This is a genomic window from Synechocystis sp. PCC 6803 substr. PCC-P (assembly GCF_000284455.1).
In the GTDB taxonomy this organism is placed as follows: Bacteria; Cyanobacteriota; Cyanobacteriia; order Cyanobacteriales; family Microcystaceae; genus Synechocystis.
The window spans coordinates 903,361-921,783 of sequence record NC_017039.1 but is presented as its reverse complement, the minus strand read 5'-3'; the positions used below and the strand labels follow the sequence as shown (position 1 = coordinate 921,783).

19 protein-coding genes are annotated in these 18,423 nt (G+C 46.9%); 9 read left to right on the top strand and 10 right to left on the bottom strand.

Annotated features, from left to right (window positions below):
* Positions 1-2: 2 nt before the first annotated feature.
* A complete protein-coding gene (locus SYNPCCP_RS17545; RefSeq protein ID WP_020861558.1) occupies positions 3-587 on the top strand; it encodes a hypothetical protein in 585 nt (194 codons plus the stop codon).
* A 26-nt stretch (positions 588-613) separates the two neighbouring features.
* Here SYNPCCP_RS17545 and SYNPCCP_RS04320 read toward each other — a convergent pair whose 3' ends face one another.
* From SYNPCCP_RS04320 to groES, 4 genes are all read right to left on the bottom strand, one after another.
* Positions 614-1,198, bottom strand: a complete 585-nt coding sequence (locus SYNPCCP_RS04320) for an NUDIX hydrolase (RefSeq protein WP_010872043.1) — start codon at positions 1,196-1,198, stop codon at positions 614-616.
* A gap of 316 nt (positions 1,199-1,514) precedes the next feature.
* A complete protein-coding gene (locus SYNPCCP_RS04315; RefSeq protein WP_010872042.1) occupies positions 1,515-3,713 on the bottom strand; it encodes an EAL domain-containing protein in 2,199 nt (732 codons plus the stop codon).
* Positions 3,714-4,182: 469 nt separating this feature from the next.
* The gene (groL, locus tag SYNPCCP_RS04310) at positions 4,183-5,808 is read right to left on the bottom strand and encodes a chaperonin GroEL (protein WP_010872041.1); all 1,626 of its coding nucleotides are present in this window, start codon (positions 5,806-5,808) and stop codon (positions 4,183-4,185) included.
* Positions 5,809-5,904: 96 nt separating this feature from the next.
* Positions 5,905-6,216, bottom strand: a complete 312-nt coding sequence (gene groES / locus SYNPCCP_RS04305; protein WP_020861555.1) for a co-chaperone GroES — start codon at positions 6,214-6,216, stop codon at positions 5,905-5,907.
* 122 nt (positions 6,217-6,338) lie between these two features.
* Between groES and SYNPCCP_RS04300 the strand changes: the two genes are divergently transcribed.
* The gene (locus SYNPCCP_RS04300) at positions 6,339-6,749 is read left to right on the top strand and encodes a BrnT family toxin (RefSeq protein WP_010872039.1); all 411 of its coding nucleotides are present in this window, start codon (positions 6,339-6,341) and stop codon (positions 6,747-6,749) included.
* A complete protein-coding gene (locus SYNPCCP_RS04295; protein ID WP_020861553.1) occupies positions 6,733-6,987 on the top strand; it encodes a BrnA antitoxin family protein in 255 nt (84 codons plus the stop codon). Before SYNPCCP_RS04300 ends, SYNPCCP_RS04295 begins: the two co-directional genes overlap by 17 nt.
* A gap of 100 nt (positions 6,988-7,087) precedes the next feature.
* Here the strand turns inward: SYNPCCP_RS04295 and SYNPCCP_RS04290 are convergent, their stop codons facing one another.
* The 3 genes from SYNPCCP_RS04290 to ilvA form a co-directional block, all read right to left on the bottom strand.
* Positions 7,088-7,477: a phosphomannose isomerase type II C-terminal cupin domain gene (locus tag SYNPCCP_RS04290; RefSeq protein WP_010872038.1), complete on the bottom strand. Its 390-nt coding sequence runs from the start codon at positions 7,475-7,477 to the stop codon at positions 7,088-7,090.
* Between the two features lie 195 nt (positions 7,478-7,672).
* Positions 7,673-8,233 (bottom strand): cell division protein SepF, encoded by a 561-nt coding sequence (locus SYNPCCP_RS04285; protein WP_010872037.1) that lies wholly within the window; start codon positions 8,231-8,233, stop codon positions 7,673-7,675.
* A 412-nt stretch (positions 8,234-8,645) separates the two neighbouring features.
* Positions 8,646-10,172 (bottom strand): threonine ammonia-lyase, biosynthetic, encoded by a 1,527-nt coding sequence (ilvA, locus tag SYNPCCP_RS04280; RefSeq protein ID WP_010872036.1) that lies wholly within the window; start codon positions 10,170-10,172, stop codon positions 8,646-8,648.
* A gap of 362 nt (positions 10,173-10,534) precedes the next feature.
* On the opposite strand from ilvA, the gene rlmD reads away from it, so the two are divergent.
* The 3 genes from rlmD (at position 10,535) to SYNPCCP_RS04265 (ending at position 13,176) form a co-directional block, all read left to right on the top strand.
* On the top strand, positions 10,535-11,926 hold the full coding sequence (gene rlmD, locus SYNPCCP_RS04275; RefSeq protein ID WP_010872035.1) for a 23S rRNA (uracil(1939)-C(5))-methyltransferase RlmD: 1,392 nt from the start codon (positions 10,535-10,537) through the stop codon (positions 11,924-11,926).
* A gap of 119 nt (positions 11,927-12,045) precedes the next feature.
* Positions 12,046-12,561 (top strand): anti-sigma regulatory factor, encoded by a 516-nt coding sequence (locus tag SYNPCCP_RS04270; protein WP_014407171.1) that lies wholly within the window; start codon positions 12,046-12,048, stop codon positions 12,559-12,561.
* A gap of 6 nt (positions 12,562-12,567) precedes the next feature.
* Positions 12,568-13,176 carry a triacylglycerol lipase gene (locus tag SYNPCCP_RS04265; protein ID WP_010872033.1) on the top strand — a complete coding sequence of 203 codons (609 nt, stop codon included), beginning with the start codon at positions 12,568-12,570 and terminating at the stop codon, positions 13,174-13,176.
* A 39-nt stretch (positions 13,177-13,215) separates the two neighbouring features.
* On the opposite strand, the gene SYNPCCP_RS04260 is transcribed toward SYNPCCP_RS04265, so the two are convergent.
* Positions 13,216-13,539 carry a hypothetical protein gene (locus SYNPCCP_RS04260; RefSeq protein ID WP_010872032.1) on the bottom strand — a complete coding sequence of 108 codons (324 nt, stop codon included), beginning with the start codon at positions 13,537-13,539 and terminating at the stop codon, positions 13,216-13,218.
* A gap of 163 nt (positions 13,540-13,702) precedes the next feature.
* Entirely contained in the window at positions 13,703-14,479 is a 777-nt protein-coding gene (locus SYNPCCP_RS04255; protein ID WP_020861549.1) for a DUF1868 domain-containing protein, read from the bottom strand.
* A gap of 287 nt (positions 14,480-14,766) precedes the next feature.
* Between SYNPCCP_RS04255 and SYNPCCP_RS04250 the strand changes: the two genes are divergently transcribed.
* Positions 14,767-15,954 (top strand): glycosyltransferase family 4 protein, encoded by a 1,188-nt coding sequence (locus SYNPCCP_RS04250; RefSeq protein WP_041425932.1) that lies wholly within the window; start codon positions 14,767-14,769, stop codon positions 15,952-15,954.
* A gap of 68 nt (positions 15,955-16,022) precedes the next feature.
* Here SYNPCCP_RS04250 and mgtE read toward each other — a convergent pair whose 3' ends face one another.
* Entirely contained in the window at positions 16,023-17,414 is a 1,392-nt protein-coding gene (gene mgtE / locus SYNPCCP_RS04245; RefSeq protein WP_010872029.1) for a magnesium transporter, read from the bottom strand.
* Between the two features lie 350 nt (positions 17,415-17,764).
* Here mgtE and SYNPCCP_RS17400 point away from each other — a divergent pair, with 350 nt between their 5' ends.
* Together SYNPCCP_RS17400 and aroQ are read left to right on the top strand one after the other, a co-directional pair.
* Positions 17,765-17,902 (top strand): hypothetical protein, encoded by a 138-nt coding sequence (locus SYNPCCP_RS17400; RefSeq protein WP_020861548.1) that lies wholly within the window; start codon positions 17,765-17,767, stop codon positions 17,900-17,902.
* 20 nt (positions 17,903-17,922) lie between these two features.
* Complete coding sequence (gene aroQ / locus SYNPCCP_RS04235) at positions 17,923-18,381, top strand: type II 3-dehydroquinate dehydratase (RefSeq protein WP_010872028.1); 459 nt, start codon at positions 17,923-17,925, stop codon at positions 18,379-18,381.
* Positions 18,382-18,423 lie beyond the last annotated feature (42 nt).

Genomic DNA, 18,423 nt, shown 5'->3' with positions numbered 1-18,423 from the left:
TTTTGGAACAGCTAAAACTGTTTGATGCTCCCTCAAGCTATCGAGTCAAGCGGGAGCCAAAATTGCTGCTCGATCGCCAGGGTTTGGAAGATTGGCAGGAAAAAATTCACCAATATCAACAGAGTCAACGGAAAACTGGCCAACCCCAGCAAATTTCGCTGTTTGATGCCCCGGTCACCAGTTGGCACCATGCCGACGAAATTGACCCATTTACTTTGCCCCAACAGTCTTCCCTGTTTTGGCGACAGGGCAAGGATTCAGCCAATATAACCGGGGAAAATCAAGGTTGTTTATATTTCATCCTCGATCGCCGTTGGCCATTATTGCTTTACGTGGGGGAAACCAAATTGACAGCAGACCAACGTTGGCAGGGCACCCACGATTGTAAGGACTATATTTTGAGCTATATCGAACTACACCGCCGCTATGAATTAGAAGTGGAAGTGGTGGCGTCTTTTTGGCCCCATGTGCCCCCGGAAAAGAAAACCCTCCTTGCCTGGGAAAAGGAGTTAATTCTCAAATGGCGATCGCCTTTTAACAAAGAATGTTGGCGCTGGTGGGGTCAGCCCTTCGGTAAATTGAGTTAAACCTCGGCACAAGTAGCCTTAAACCCTTAGTGTAAGGGAAAATGAAGACTGGATAGTTTCTCTAGGCCAAGTAACAGAGCCGCTAAACTACCTGCTACCCTAATTTTTCCGGAAAAAATCTGCTCCCGTACCACGGCGATCGGCATTAACACCATCTCAATTTCTTCCGTTATATCCCAAGCTTTTTTTCCCGTGGGAGTCACATCTGGGGCAAGGAAAAGATGGAGACGGGATTGATCTTTGACGGGATTATCATAAATACAACCTAAGTTGAGCAAATTGGTAATCTGGTAACCAGTTTCTTCTTCTAATTCCCGGCGAATAGCAGCAGTGGGGCTTTCCTGGTCGGGGAAAAAAGTACCGGCAGGTAATTCTAATAAAATTTCCTGCACTCCATGGCGATACTGCCGCACAAAAATAATTTCCTGTTGGGGGGTTAGGGCCAAAACCATCACAATTTCTGGCCGCATATTGACGAAGTAGTCATCGATCAAAGTCCCATTGGGCAATTGCACCGTATCCCGACGAACCCGGCACCAAGGATTGTTTAGCACCATCTGGCTTTGGCATAGATGCCATTTCTGCAAATTACTGGGAGGAAGATGCCACATGGCTCTGGATTATTTCACCGACAAAGATCTAATTAATTTTAAGCTCGAACAACATGGTGAGCCAAAAATAGGGCAGAAAAACTGTTCTTTTACGATTGCAGTAACGACAGCGCATTTGATGGCATAGCAATAACAAGAGAGTTATTTTTACAGGTGAAGGATGTCCGTTAGAAAAGGCAAAGTTGGTTCTGTTACAGGTACATTTCATTAAGCAAACAAAATTTTTAGTAAAAACTTTTGTTTTAATCTACACTATTGTTTAGTGCTGTAGTCAATAAAATTAAAATTTAGATAGTAGAGCTGATTTATTTTTTACTTAGACAATACAGTCCAGGAAACAATCAATTTCCCTAACTGTCATCGGTTCAGACCAGAAATAACCTTGCCCCAAGCCACAGCCCATTTTTTTAAGTAAATTTAACTGATCGTTTGTTTCAACACCTTCTGCTACAGTTTGAATATCCAGTAAATCCCCAAGGGTAATAATAGTTTTAACAATGGATTGGGACGGAGAATCTTCTGTTATTTGATTAATAAAGGAACGATCAATTTTTAAGTAATTTACTGGTAATCGATATAAGTAACTGAGAGAAGAATAACCAGTCCCAAAGTCATCAATGCTAATTTTGATTCCGTGAGATTTTATTTTTTTAAGGCATTCTGCTACTATTTCTAAGTGTTGAATTAAAACTCCTTCTGTTATTTCTAGCACCAAGGCATCACCATCAAGCTTTGTTGTTTGTAATATGTTTTCAATTTCTTCTACAAAAAGGGGACGACAAATTTGATTAGGGGAAAGATTAATACTGACATAGATTTTATCATCATTAGTAATTTCTCTCCATTGGGCAATTTGTTGGCAAGCTTGCTGCATAATCCATTGTCCAAGGATGATAATTAGTCCAGTTTCTTCGGCGATCGCAATTAATTGCTCTGGATTAATATAACCTTTTTCAGGATGTTGCCAACGTATAAGAGCTTCAAACCCTTGTAGTCTATCATTAACTAAAGAAATTATAGGCTGATAATATAACTCTAGTGTTTCTTGTTCTAAGGCTTTGCGAAAATCATGCTCCAAACTTAAGCGTTCTAAAATTGTTTGGTGCATGGAAGGATCAAAAACAGCGTACTGGTTGCGCCCATTATTTTTAGCTTGATACATAGCAATATCTGCATCCCTTATCAGCCTTTCAGGTTCATAGTAATGAATACTACCAATGACAATGCCAATACTAGCTTTAACAAATAGTTCTTTGGCTTGAATTTGCACGGGCAAACGTAAGTGGATAAGAATCCGTTCTGCAACATCGATCGCCTGTTTAATTTCCGTAATACTTTCTAAAAAAATCACAAACTCATCTCCCCCTAAACGGACAGCTAAATCTGTTTCCCTTAAGTTAATTTGTAGTTTTTCTGCGATCTTAATTAAGAGAGCATCTCCAACGGAATGGCCCCAACTATCATTAATTAATTTGAAATGATCTAAATCAATGAAAAGAAGAGCAAATCGAGATTTTGGATTGTTTTTGATTTGGTGGCCAGCAAATTCCAACCTTTGGAGTAACAAGGCTCGGTTAGCCAAACCTGTTAAAGTATCATGAAGAGCTTGGTAGGAAAGTTGATTTTGGCTAGCTTTTCTTAATTTAATTTCTTTTTGTAAACGATAATTCCAAATAATAACAATAGCAACGGTGACGATAATAAAAATTATAATCAGCCGATGGATAATGGCGCGGAGATTTTGTATGGTCAATAACGGGTTATTAAATAACCATCGTTTTTGAGATTCATAATAAATGGAATCAGTATCCGCTTTTAGTAAATTTACTTGTTCATCAATATTACGTAAAATAGCTGGATTAGTTTGGCGAGAAGCAGCAAAAAATAATTGGGAAGTGTCAACAACCATATTGGTCGGACGTACCCTATGTTGATGGCTGAAACGGTTACCAAAAAAGTAATTAACCGCTCCAGCATCGGCTTCCCCTGCATCTATTTTTTTAAACAGCTCCGAAAATGAGTCAACTTGAATTATTTCTGCTTTTATTTTTAGTTCAGCCAAACGCTTAATCAAATTCTTTTCTTGAACACTATTTTTTAAAACTACTATTCTTTTTCCTTCTAGATCAATAATAGAATTGATATTGGCATTGTTCGCAGCATAAATAATTGACCAACTGTTTAGAACTACTTCTTGATTAAATTGAAACTTTTTTGCTCTTTCAGGATTGACTGCTACGTCGGGCATTAGATCTATTTTCCCTGCCTCTAGCTTTTGCAAACAGGCTTGCCATTCACAAAGGTGGTATTCAATTTGCCAATTCTCCGCAGCGGCGATCGCCTCGATTACGTCAATCCAAAAGCCCACTGGCCTATTTTGATCATTGAGAAAAATCTTTGGTTGATTTTCATAAACTCCGATCCGCACCACCTGGGTTCCAGTTACCGGCGCCGAACCCCAGAGCAACTGGATGATAATGCTTAAACGGAAAAGCCAACGGTGAATACCATTCATTAACGGGGAACTGCTCTTGTCTTTGGCAAATGCAGTGGAATTGGGAAAAATTTAGCCAAAGGGAAAAAGTTCTGCTCTGATTGCTTGAGGCGGAACTATTCTAACAACTCTCACAACGGGAATTGCAAAACCTAGTCGCTCTAATAGGGATTTTAGCCAATTTTTTATTTTGACTGGGCCCGGGAATAATCTCGTTTCCCTAGGCTTTACTTCTGATAAATTAGGTAAACAAAAGTTCTATTTGCCTCCCCCATGACCGGAGCCAAAACCAGGGACTTGTAGTGGCAATGTTACTTTTTCAGTTAGGGCAGCTAAATTTTTTGAGGGGATCCTAAGCCTGAATTTTGTCTCTCCTAGGCCTAAACTGCCGACGATTTGATCAAACGAAAGAGAGCTTAGCAAGTGAAAAAAAGGGAGGCCGAAACCTCCCTGGGATTTTATGAGAAAAGTGTTAGTCGGTCACTAAACCTTAGTAGTCGAAGTCACCACCGGGGGCACCAGCGGGGGCTTTTTCTTTTTCAGGTTTGTCCACAACAATGCATTCGGTGGTCAATACCATGCCAGCGATGGAAGCGGCATTTTGCAGAGCGGAACGGGTCACTTTGGCAGGGTCAACAATGCCAGCGGCCAGCATATCTACATATTCCAGGCTAGCGGCATTGTAACCAACGTTGAACTCCTTCTCTTTGACTCGCTCGGAGATAACCGCACCGTTTTGACCGGCGTTTTCGGCAATCCGTTTGAGGGGAGCAGGCAGAGCCCGGGCTACAATCAGGGCACCGGTTAACTCTTCATCTTTGAGGTTGCCAGTGGCCCAGTCTTCCAATTGGGGAGCCAAGTGGGCCAGGGTGGTACCACCACCGGGAACAATACCTTCTTCCACAGCGGCTTTGGTGGCATTGATGGCATCTTCCAGGCGGAGTTTACGGTCTTTCATTTCGGTTTCGGTAGCAGCACCGACTTTGATTACCGCTACACCACCGGCCAATTTAGCCAAGCGCTCTTGGAGTTTTTCTTTGTCGTAGCTAGAATCGGTTTCTTCGATCTGGCGACGGATTTGCTCACAGCGGGACTTAACGGCGGCTTCGTTGCCTTCGGCCACAATGGTGGTGTTGTCTTTGGTGATGTTGATGCGACGGGCAGAACCGAGGCTATCCACAGTGGCGCTTTCCAGTTTCAGACCAGCATCTTCGCTGATTACTTGACCGCCGGTGAGGGTGGCAATGTCTTCTAACATTTGTTTACGGCGATCGCCAAAGCCGGGGGCTTTCACAGCGGCCACATTCAACACACCCCGGAGACGGTTAACTACGAGGGTAGCCAAAGCTTCTTTTTCAATATCTTCGGCAATGATCAACAGGGGCTTACCTTGACGGGCCACTTGTTCAAGGATGGGCACCAGGTCTTGCACCAAGTTGATTTTTTTGTCAGTGATCAAAATGCGGGGATCTTCCAGGACAGCTTCCATCCGTTCCGCATCGGTGACGAAGTAAGGGGAGATATAACCCTTATCGAAGCGCATCCCTTCGGTGATTTCCAACTCGGTGGTCATGGATTTGCCTTCTTCGAGGGAAATAACCCCTTCTTGGCCGACTTTATCCATGGCATTGGCAATCATTTGGCCAACTTCTTCGTCGTTACCGGCGGAAATGGCTCCCACCTGGGCGATCGCCTTGGAATCTCCCACGGGTTGGGCATGCTCTTTAATCCGAGCAACGAGGAAATCAGTGGCCTTATCAATACCCCGCTTGAGGGAAATGGGGTTGGCACCAGCGGCCACGTTGCGTAAACCTTCTTTAACAATGGCGTGGGCCAAAACCGTAGCGGTGGTGGTACCATCCCCAGCCACATCATTGGTTTTAGAAGCCGCTTGGCGAATTAAGGAAACCCCAGTATTTTCTACATGGTCTTCCAGTTCAATCTCTTTGGCAATCGTGATCCCGTCGTTAATAATTTGGGGAGAGCCAAATTTCTTCTCGAGCACCACGTTACGACCTTTAGGGCCGAGGGTAACGGCAACGGCTTCCGCCAGAATGTCCATGCCCCGCTCTAGGGCACGGCGAGCTTCGTCATTGTAAATGATGGATTTAGCCATAAAAGTAAAACCTCGTGGGCAAATTAATGCAATAGATGAATGGGTAAAAATCCTGCAAGTTTTAACACAGGTCAGGATCGGTAAAAATTAATCGACCTAGGCAACGGAGGCCAAAATATCTTTTTCAGTTAACAGAACATAGTCGTCGCCACCAAGTTTGATATCGGTGCCGGCATACTTGGAATAGAGAACCTTATCGCCCACTTTGACTTCCACAGGGGAGTAGGTACCGTCGTCGTTGCGTTTGCCGGGGCCCACTTGGACAACTTCACCAATTTGGGGTTTTTCTTTGGCGTTATCAGGCAACAAAATCCCCCCAGCGGTTTTTTCTTCAGCGGGGCTTACTTTCACAAACACCCGATCGCCAAGGGGTTTCACAGTAGAAACATTAATGGAAATAGCGGCCATAGAAGTCATCCTCCAGATGATAGTCTTGCAAGGTCAGTAGTAATTTGGGAGAGGGTTTAGCACTCCCACCTCACGAGTGCTAATTTAGCTAAATTGCTTGACCCAGTGCAACACCCCGGTGAGTGTGGTTTCCCGAACTCAGGGCAAAAATCGGGAGCCGACTAGATCCTTCACTGCAAAGTTGCCCGGAGGCGATCGCCGCTTCTGTGCAGGACTACTCCTTTATTGACCGAACACTTTGTAATGCATATTATGTATGTATGCAGTTTGAGTATGATCCGCAAAAGGCCAAAAGTAATCGGCAAAAGCATGGCATTTCCTTTGCAGAAGCTGAAATGGTCTTTTTTGATCCTCTCACCATTCACGAGCTTGATCCTGATTCCACTACAGAAGAACGTTTTATCGCATTAGGGATGGGAAACACGGGCTCTATCTTGGTTGTTGTTTATACGTTGCGAGGAGAAATTATTCGCTTAATTTCAGCCCGACGTGCCACGAAACAGGAGACAAAAATCTATGAGACGGGAATATGATTTTTCCAAAGGAAAACGAGGCGCCATCATTCCATCCAAGGGAAAAACCCGCATTACGATTTATCTCGATGATGATGTTTTGGACCATTTTCGAACAGAGGCTGAGGCAAGGGGCATGGGCTATCAAACCTTGATTAATCAGGTGCTAAGACAATGTATCCAATCTCCCGCCGAACAATCAATAACTGAAACTGATTTACGACGTATTCTGCGAGAAGAATTGTCAGAAATGAGATGATGGGGACAAGATCATCCTATCTGGCCCTCCCATGGTTTTGGGAAAGGATGGTCCATAAGGGTTTCGGAGTTAACCATCCCCTGATCAAAAAATATTTTACTTAGGACTTTGGAAGCTCCTCGGGGAAACGGACAATGTCGTCATCCCCCAAATATTCACCGTTTTGCACCTCAATCATCACCAAGTCAATTACCCCAGGATTTTCTACCCGATGGGGAGTGTTCATCGGCACATAGGTAGATTCTTTCTGATTTAACAATTTTTCCTCACCGTTACAGATCACCTTGGCCGTACCCGACACCACTACCCAATGTTCACTGCGGTGGTAATGCATTTGGGTGCTCATATGTTGTCCCGGTTTGACCACAATGCGATTAATCCGATAACGGGGGCCTTCTTCCAACATGGTGACCATGCCCCAGGGAGGAGTGCGGGTGGTTTCAGGATGGGGAGTGGGGGCCGGACTAGAAGCTTCAGGGGAATCATGCATGGCGGATAACGTTAAGCCAAACGTTGAAAAAGACCAAGGACTTGCCCCAATTTTAAACTGCTGGGGAATTTGCCGGGAATTAAGCAATTAAGAAAAAAGCCCTGATCGCCAACGTCAGAGCTTTTAAGCATTCAAATATTTGGCATAGCTGTCGAAATCACAATTAGCAACAGTGCCTAAATCTTGACCCAGCAACTATTGAGCTAAACGGCTGGTTTCATAGCCCCAAGTGGGAAAATTATCGGAGGAAACGGAGGAGGAAGTTTCATTGCTTTCCTGACTACGACCTGCCAAAGAACTGACTTTGACGCAGTTGGGGGTAAACAGAAAAATACTCTCACCAATGCGTTCTTGGTGGCCATCCATGGCGAAAGTACCACCGGCCACAAAATCCACGGCTCGCTGGGCTTCTTCGGGGTCCATCACATTCAGGTTTAACACCACCGACTTCCGTTCCCGTAGGGTTTGAATCACCTGGGGCATTTCATCGAAGGAATGGGGTTCGACGACGACCACCTCTGCCACACTGTTGTTGATGCCGGGCATACCAATCACGTTATTTCTTACTCCTGTACCAATAGAGGTTTCATTATTTAAGCTTAAGGGTTCGCGGCTAATGCGAGGGGGAGGGGCAACTTCTTCGGCCGGCGGCTGGGAGGCCACTGACTGGGGAAACTCCATTTCTTCGTCGTAATCCTCTTCGTACTCATCGTGTTCACTGATGCCGACGAAGTCTTTTAACTTGGTCAAAATCATAGTTTACCGTCCGTATTTCCTGGGTAAAGTGAAAGGGGTCAATGGGATGAACTAGTGTTGCTACCAAAGCCGGGGTGATTGCGAACCCAGACCACGGTAAACGGCATCAACTGCAAATATTCTTGCTAGATTGGCAGGTTCATCGGTTCAGGGAGGAAAGGAGCGGCAACTCAGTGGCGAGGAGCTACTAAGGTCAGGCCCTTTCTTTTTCGGTCAATAATGACCGAGTTTCATTTTCCTATCCCTGTCGTGACAATTTACCAAAATGTTCCTAACTTTTGTAGGCTTTCGCCGACATTTTACCGATAATTTCTCACTGTTTCCCAAGCACAGGCCGGAGCCGTAACCAGGGCCAGAAATTAGGGTAACTAACAAAGATACCTCCCATTACTAGCACGAATGGGGCAAAAAATTAGCGAAGAAAGAGACGATAAACCGGATTATCACTCTCGTCCCAATAGCGATAGCCTAAATTGGCTAAAAACTGTTGCCACTGTTCCATTTCTGCCAAGGGAACCTGCATGCCGACGACAATTCTGCCGTAGTCGGCCCCGTGGTTACGGTAATGGAACAAACTAATATTCCAGGCTGGATCCATACAGCCCAAAAATTTCATCAATGCCCCTGGCCGCTCAGGAAATTCAAATCGGTAGAGTAATTCCCGTTGATTTTCCAATTGGGTCACCTGGGGGGGACGGCCCCCCACCATATGGCGCAAATGGAGCTTCGTCAGTTCGTCATCGGTTAAATCGAGGGTTTTAAAACCTTGGCGGTTAAAGCTGGCGGCCAGTTGGGACGCATCACTGCGGTTTTGCACCTGAATGCCGACAAAAATATGAGCATCGGGCCCCTCCGCAATGCGGTAACTAAATTCGGTAATGTTATGTTTCCCTAACCCTTCACAAAATTTTCTTAAACTGCCCCTTTGTTCGGGAATGGTCACTGCAAAAATGGCCTCTCGCTGTTCCCCATACTCGGCCCGTTCCGCCACAAATCTCAATCGGTCAAAGTTCATATTCGCCCCACAGGCGATCGCCACTAGGGTTTGGTCTCGACAGCCTTGCTTTTGGACATATTGTTTCAGTCCCGCAATGGCCAACGCTCCCGCCGGCTCCAAAATTGAGCGGGTATCTTCAAAGCAATCTTTGATGGCCGCACAGGTGTCGTCCGTATCCACCAGCAAAATATCATCCACATATTGCTGACAGAGGGGAAAAGTTAAATCCCCCACTTCCCGCACCGCCACACCATCCGCAAACAGTCCCACTTGGTTTAGCTTGACCCGTTTTCCCGCCGCCAAAGATTGGCGCATAGCATCGGCATCCGTTGGTTCCACGCCGATAATTTTAATTTCTGGATAGAGGCGTTTAACGTAGGCCGCTACCCCCGCAATCAGCCCACCGCCACCGATCGCCACAAAAATGGCATCAATGGGCTGTTGATACTGACGTAGAATTTCCATGCCAATGGTGCCTTGGCCAGCAATCACGTCGGGATCATTAAAAGGATGGATAAAAGTTAGCCCTTTTTCCTGCTCCAACTGTCGGGCATGGCCATAGGCATCGTCATAGGTTTCGCCATAGAGCACCACCACACCGCCCCGAGCTTTGACCGCCTCCACTTTCACCTGAGGAGTGGTTTCGGGCATAACAATAATCGCCCTGGTACCCAACTTGGAAGCTCCTAGGGCCACTCCCTGGGCATGGTTACCCGCCGAAGCTGCAATTACTCCTTTTGCCAATAATTCCGGTGATAACTGGGCCATTTTGTTATAGGCCCCCCGTAACTTAAAGGAAAAGACCGGCTGTAGGTCTTCCCGCTTAAAGTAAACCCGGTTACCCAGCCGCTTCGATAAATTGGCCGCCAAATCCAACGGAGTTTCGATCGCCACATCGTAAACCCGGGCTTTAAGAATTCTTTCGAGGTAATCGGTGGTCATGGAAAACGAGAGCAAAAACGGTAGTAGCTAAAATCCCCCTTTCCAGTTTCCCACTCTTTGGCAGAGCCTTGGCCCAGGCTAAGGGCCTATTGAAGAGGAATAAAGTAAAGAAAGTGGGGTACAGTTTTTTGTTGTAGAGTTCAGAATTAGATAGGGCAATTGGCTGGTTAAATCACCATTAACGATGGAGCAAAGATGACGAGTTTGACAACCACACCAGCGAAGGAATGGTTTAAGGTACTTTGATTTGTATTATGTTCCCTCGGATTATTTCTTAATTTTTACTTTAAAAATCTGCCCAGCGACGACAAGATACAATGGTCGTAATTAAGGCCCCATAGAGTATTGGTAAATAATTTTCGATGACCCAAAGTAATAATTTCGCCACTAGCCCTCTTTGGCAACAGGGGTCCGTAGTGGAACTGACCATTACCGGCCTCAATCACCAAGGGGAGGGTATTGGCCGCTTTAATGAGCGAGTAGTGTTTGTGCCCGACACGGCCCCCGGCGATCGCCTGGAAGTCCGCTTGGTAAAAGTCAAAAGAAATTATGCCTTGGCCCAATTGCTCAAAATTTTAGAACCTTCTGTCCAGCGCACCCGCCCGTCCTGCATTGTGGCGGATAAATGTGGCGGTTGCCAATGGCAACATCTGGATTATCAATTCCAGGTAGAAAGTAAGCAACAACAAATTATTGACGCCCTGGAGCGTATTGGTGGTTTCACCACTTTGCCCCTGGAGCCTCTATTACAGTCCCCCGCTAGCTTGGGTTATCGCAACAAAGCCACCTATCCCCTAAGTCGCTCCAAAACCGGCCAGGTGCAAGCTGGTTATTACCGCAAGGGTAGCCATCGTTTGGTAAATATTAACCAATGCCCTGTGCAGGATGATCGCCTAAATTTATTGCTGACCGAGGTGAAGAAAGATATTGAAAATCGGGGTTGGTCTATCTATGACGAAGAGAAAAAGCAGGGCAAATTACGTCACCTAAGCCTACGCATTGGCCAACGTACGGGGGAAATGTTACTGACCCTGATTTCGGCCCATAAAGGTTTACCGGATTTGGAAGAACAGGCTGGGGAATGGTTGGAGCGCTATCCCGATTTGGGCGGCATTTGTTTAAATATTCAGCCCGAACCCAACAATCGCATTTTTGGCGATGAGACCGTGGTGATTGCAGGGCGGGGTATTTGTCGAGAAAAGTTTGCTGATCTGAGCTTTAGCCTGGGGGCTAATACGTTTTTCCAAGTTAACAGCGGGGCGGCAGAGCTACTGTTAACCAGGCTTCAGCAAGCATTAAATTTGCAAGGCGCCGAATTGTTGGTGGACGCCTATGCTGGGGTGGGCACTTTCACCCTCCCCCTCGCCCGCCAAGTCCGCCAGGCGATCGCCATTGAGGTCAACCAAGATTCGGTGCACCAGGGACAGCGCAACGCTGAGATCAATCAGATTGCCAATGTGGATTTTTTGGCTGGTACCGTAGAGACCGTTTTACCCACCCTGTCAGAGATTCCCGATGTTTTACTCCTTGATCCTCCCCGTAAGGGTTGTGCACCAGAAGTGCTCAGGGAAATTATCCGACAGCGCCCCGAAAAAATTGCCTACATTAGTTGCCAGCCCCCCACCCTAGCGAGGGACTTGAAATTTCTCTGTGCCGAGGGCTTCTATGGAATTACCTGGGTTCAGGGTTGTGATTTCTTTCCCCAAACAGCCCATGTGGAGTGTGCAGTAATTCTCAAAGCGGTCAATGGTTAAGCAAAGGATTCCTCAGGGTTATGGTAGCGGCCAGCACATTCAGGCCTCCCAGGCGATCGAGTATAATGGTTGCCATCAGTACTGTTAGATTGCTACTAGTCCGGTGTGAGGTGGAGCGCTTGCTAAACATTAATTTTCCCCACAGGCAATCCCATTGGCAAAAAGTCAGTTTTTCTTCGACCCTTTACCTTTATCCCATCCTTGATCTATTACTCAACTCTGTCCCCAAACCTCTGCACAACGAGGTCAGGTTGGGTTTACAGGAAGCCTTAGTCAATGCAGCTACCCATGGCAATGCTCTCAATCCAGGGAAATGCATCACAGTGGAATACCGCCAGTCGCCCCAGGGTTATTGTTGGATCATCACCGATCAGGGTATGGGGTTTGACCGTCCCTGTCCTTGTCCCCAGGTGGTACTTGATTGCCCCAATTGTGTTAGTCCCTGGTTTCCCCCGGATGAGTCGGAAAATGGTCGAGGTTTGGGTATTCTCATGCAAGTTTTTGACCAAGTTCATTGGAATGAAGATGGCACCCGTCTCCGCCTCAGCAAGAAAATTAAGCGCCGGCCCCAGGTAGATAGTCAAAATGTAGTCAAACGCTTTTTCAGCGAAAGTTACCGTTTGCTGAGTTTGTAGAACCTAGTGGTAGCAGAATTTCCGGACCGTCATCCTGTTGTGTTAGTCCATGGCATTTACGACACCAGGGCTAAATTTGCCACCATGGTGGATTTTTTGACCAAGGGCGGCTGGTCAGTTCATTGTTTAGACCTAGTGCCCAACGATGGCAGTACTTCCCTAGCATTGTTGGCGGAGCAAGTGAAGCAATATATTGATCAAAAATTTGCGCCCCAGCAACCAGTGGATTTAATTGGTTTTAGTATGGGAGGGTTAGTAACCCGTTATTATTTACAACGACTGGGGGGGGGGGAACGGGTTAGGCGCTACATCACCATTTCAGCCCCCAACCAAGGTACTCTCCTGGGTTATAGTTTGCCCCACCAAGGAGTGAGGGAAATGGCCTGGCAGAGTGACTTTTTGAGGGATTTAAACCGAGATTGTTGTCAGTTATTAGCGGGACTCCAGGTGACGGTGATTTGGACCCCCTTCGACTTGATGATTCTGCCCCCCAGTAGTTCCCATTTAGAAATTGGACAAGAAATTATTTTGCCTGTGCTGGTCCATGCCTGGATGGTGTCGGATGCCCGTTGTTTGGCAGAGGTGGCTTCGGCTTTGGCTAAACCGTTGCCCTGAGTGGATTGGAAAGGGATTAGTCTTCAGTTTGGGGTGATCCTATTCGTACAAACACTCTTCCCCTACTTCCGCCAATTGTCTGGCGATCGCCTGGTTGGTTTCCGACTGTTGCACAAGCTTGGTAAATTCTGCCAGGGAATATTTTTGCTTGAACTTATTAATTGTGCAGTTGCACATTTCCTGAGCCGCCGCCCCCTTAATGCCAGCCTGTTCCACCCGACGCAGGCATTGCTGACGGTAATTTTCAAAACTATTTTGCCCCTGGGCTTCCACTGGAACGGCGATCGCCAAGTAGGTGAATAGCCCCAGGCAAGCAGTTAACCCCAAAGATTGTGAATAATTATTGGCAAGGAATTTAAACATCTTGGTAAATACTTCCGCAGATTAACAAAATATCTCTTTTCCCATCTAAACCCAAAAATTCCAGCCGTAACCTATGCACAAGCCAGAAATTGGCCCTGTACACTGTAATGTTTACGGACAAAAATTTGTGTATTAATGAGAGAATCCCCTGGCGGCAATGGGCCTAGCTAGCCCTCAAAACGGGATAGTAGTCCTGGCGAGTAAATTGGGTCATATCGCTGAAATAGCGCAGCTCAATGCTATGAATATCTAAAATCTCTGGGTCATGGCCAATCCAGCGGTCATTGACAGCAGCCAACTGTTCACTAACTCCGATCGAATCTGCCAACTTCTCGATCGCCGGGTCGAAGTAACCAAGGGTGATGTGGGCCGTGTAACGGTACTGTTGCTCAATGCCTAAACCAATCAGGGTGGGATTTTGGAAAATGGCCCGTCGTACCTTAAGTATCGGTTCATAATCCGCTTCCCGTTGGGGCACCAAAACCACCCCCAAGGAACGGGGTAAAACCAACAATCCCAGGACCTGCCATTGGCAGCCGGAGTATGGCCCCGACTGATGTTGGTGATCCGCAAAGGAATGTTGCAAACAGTTACAAAGTTGTTTTTCAAAGTCAGGATTATGACGACGTAGGGCCTGGTAGGGGCCATCCCAAATCAAGTCTGCTACGGTGAGGTGCAAGCTTTCCGGGGGCACCGCCACAAAACTCTCCCCCAAAATTTCTCCCACCTGGCCCTGTACAGTAGTCAGATGGCCATAAAAGCTCTGGTTAGTGGGATCATCAGCGGCAATAGGAGTTACCACACTGAAACCGGGAAAAGGCACCGGCTGTCCTTGGTCAAACTTGGGAGAACCTTGAGCATTAATCAATTGTTGCTCGTAGGCGATCGCCAAGGTTTGGGGCGCCACCCGATTGATATAGCCTTGGTAAGTATCGTCCACACTCGCCTCCCTGACACAGATTGAAAAAGTTCCTATGGCAAGTTTACTGTTTGGGTGGAGTCTCCGGACATTTAGCACCAATCTTTAGCCGGTTCTTCATTCCCTCAGTTGGGCAAACATTGGCAATTGACTGCAACTCGAAAGCCAGAACTCCAGCAAAATTAACTAACCTCCGAAACGAATTTGGCCGTGTGGCCACGCCACGATTGCGCATAATGTTTTAGAGTGCCCACGACACCAATAGCCCCGACTTTCCCTCCATGCACTCACAAAAATTGGTCACAGCCATGAAAATCTTGGTGCTAGCTTGGGAATTTCCCCCCCGCATTGTCGGCGGCATTGCTCGCCATGTGGCAGAACTCTACCCAGAATTAGTTCAACAGGGCTATGAGATCCATTTAATTACCGTGGCCACAGAGGAAAGTCCGTCCCAGGAAATGGTCGATGGCATCCACATTTACCGAGTGCCAGTGCCCCCCAGCAATGACTTTTTCCAATGGGTAGATAACATGAACCGTGCCATGGAACAGAGAGGGCAAGCCCTATTCCAGGAACAGAAAAAATTTGATGTTATCCACGCCCACGATTGGCTGGTGGGAGATGTGGCCATTAACCTTAAGCACCACGGTAAAATTCCCCTGGTGGTGACTATCCACGCCACGGAATACGGCCGCTATAACGGTCTTTACAACGATACTCAACGCTACATTGCCGGCAAAGAAGGAATTTTAATCTACAACGGTTGGCGGGTAATTGTTTGCAGCAACTACATGCGCCATGAACTGGAAAGAGCCTTTGGCACCCCCTGGGACAAAATTGACGTTATCTATAACGGCATTCGTCCGGAAAAAAAGCACCGTCGTCCAGACTTTGATTACCGTAATTTTCGCCGCAAATTTGCCGAAGATGGAGAAAAAATCGTTTACTACGTTGGTCGCATGACCTATGAAAAAGGAATTTCCGTTCTGTTAACCGCTGCCCCCCAGGTACTGGAAGCCCTCAATGATCAAGTGAAATTTGTCATTATTGGCGGAGGCAACACTGATCGCCTGAAGCAATTAGCATGGAACCTGGGAATTTGGGAACACTGTTTTTTCACCGGCTTCATGTCCGACGAAGATTTAGACAAATTCCAAACCATTGCCGACTGTGCCGTTTTTCCCAGTTTGTACGAACCCTTTGGCATTGTCGCCCTGGAAAGTTTTGCTGCCCGGGTACCCGTAGTAGTATCTAATACTGGTGGACTAGCGGAGGTGGTACGTCACCATAGCACAGGCATTGTCACCCAAACCAATAATCCCGATTCCCTAGCCCACGGCATTTTGGAAATTCTTTCTAATCCATCCCTGGCCAAACAGCTGGTGGAAGCAGCCTACAAAGATTTGGGCATCCGCTTTAATTGGTCTAAGTTGGCAAAAGAAACCGCCGCTATTTACGAAAGGGTGGTGGAGGAAAGACAAACGGTGGAGTGGTAGAAAGTAGTAGGAAAATAGTAAAAGGCTTTCAACGTCCCTTGTCCCAGGTTGTGGAGCCAAAGCCCCCATCAAATTCCCAATAAAGAGCGGGCAATGAGCAAATAAATGGCCACCCCCAACACATCCACCGCCGTGGTGATAAAAGGGGCCGACATCAAAGCTGGGTCCAACTTCATCGACTTAAACAAAAACGGTAAACCCCCTCCAGCAAAAGCCGCCAACAGGGAAATAATGAACAGGCTACTACCCACCGTGATGGCCACCAGCCAATCTCCTTGGAGAAAATAGGCCCACACCGTCACCACAATGCCCAGCATTAAACCCAATAAAGCTCCGGCTCCCCCTTCCCTAGCAATGACCGGTAACACTTGGGTGAGCCGCACATCCTCCGTATTCAAACCCCGGATCACCACAGTGGAAGACTGGGCCCCCACATTGCCCCCCGCATCGATTAACAAAGGTATGAAGGCAGCCAAAGCAATGGTTTTTTGTAGCACATCTTCCTGGGAGTGAATCACCTGACTGGTGAGGGTATTGGTGACTAAAAGAATAAATAACCACACCACCCGCTTACGGGCCACTGTCATCAAACTACTTTTGAAATAGTCATCTCCTTGGGACTGCACTCCTCCAGCGGTATAAATATCTTCCGTGGCTTCTTCCTCCAAAATGTCGATCACATCGTCCACAGTGACAATGCCCACCAATCTTTGTTCTGAATCCACCACGGGCACCGCCAAAAAATCGTAGTGCTGAATGGTGCGGGCCACTTCTTCCTGGTCTGTGTTGGTGTGGACGGATACCACATCAGGCACCATAATTTGTCCGATATATTCCTCCGGCTTGGCCATAACCAAATTACGCAGGGAAAGAGTTCCCGTTAGGCGTCGGGATTCGTTGGTAACGTAGAGGACGTAAATAGTTTCAAAGCTGGTGGCAATGTGGCGGATGTGGTCTAGGGCTTGGCTGGCGGTGTAATCTTCCTTGAGGGAAACATATTCCGTGGTCATAATCCGGCCAGCGGTTTCCGGTTTATAGCCCAACAGTAGGGAAGTAGCTTTGCGTTCTTCGTTGCTGAGGTGTTTGAATAGTTGCCGCACCACCTTGGCCGGAAGTTCGTCCAATAGCCTGACCCGGTCATCGGGGGACATTTGGTTAAAAATTTCCAGTACTTCAGGATGCTTAAAATCTTCTAGCAGGGATTCCTGCACTGGTGGAGCTAAATGCTCATAAACATCGATCGCCTCATTTTTGGAAAGTAAACGAAAGGCTAGCACCTGTAAACGACTGGGCAGAGACTCGATCACATCAGCAATATCCGCCGGTTGCACAGGGGTGAGAATGGTTTTAGCGGCATCGAATTGGGAGGTTTCTAGCAGAGTTTCAATCTGGGCCCGCACTAATTTTTGTAGCTCCTCTCGGTCGGGATTTAGTCGAACAGTCGTAGTGACCTCTGTCATGGCAACCTCCGGGGCGAAACGACACCCCCCAATATACGGTATCCCTATGCTGTTCCAACCACTTCCAGAAGGGAAAAATCGGTGCTTTATCGTTGGGATTGGCCCAAAATCGGTGGATCTCTGTCCGAAAAAATTGTGTTAGGCTGTTCCCATGGGCTAAAAATAAATTTCCCTAGCCCCCTCATACATTCTGAGCCTTGGCCGAATAAGGTTTGAACTGGAATCACTGCCGGGGGGTTTGTCCCAACGGTTGTGGCTATCACGTTAGACTGTGACTTTATTGAACAGATTCAGTTTTAGTTATTCCGTCCGGGTTCGGTTAGACATCATCACAGGAGTCGTCCTTGGTAATGGACTATTTAGAAAAACTGCTCGATAAACTCAGAGAACTGGCCCAGAAGCTGATTGAGGGTTTGCTCGGCCCCCAGGGGGAACCGGAGCCAGAACTAATTCCCATTCCCGTTAACGATCGCCGTTCCCGTCGTTAATCAGGGCTGTTTGGTTTAGTATGACAACGGTGTGGAAAGTATTGGTGCTCCACGGTCCCAATTTGAATTTGCTGGGCCAGCGGGAACCGGGTATTTATGGATCCCTAACCCTAGGGGAAATTGACGCCTGCCTGCGGGAAGATGGCGTCGATTTAGAGGCAGAGGTGAGTACTTTCCAATCCAATAGTGAAGGGCAATTGGTCACCGCCATCCATGGAGCCCTAGGAAATTACCACGGCATTGTTTTTAATGCGGCGGCCTATACTCACACTAGTATTGCCCTGCGAGATGCTTTAGCAGCTGTGCAACTACCCTGTGTGGAAGTGCATTTAAGTAATATCCATAAGCGGGAATCATTTCGGCATATTTCCCACATTGCCCCAGTGGCGATCGGACAAATTTGTGGCTTTGGGTTGAATAGTTATCGTTTGGGATTGAGGGCTTTGGTGGATTATCTCAACGGTCAGGCTGATAGTTAAAGCCCGTTTTAATACCTACAAATATTCACTAAATCCGGTAGG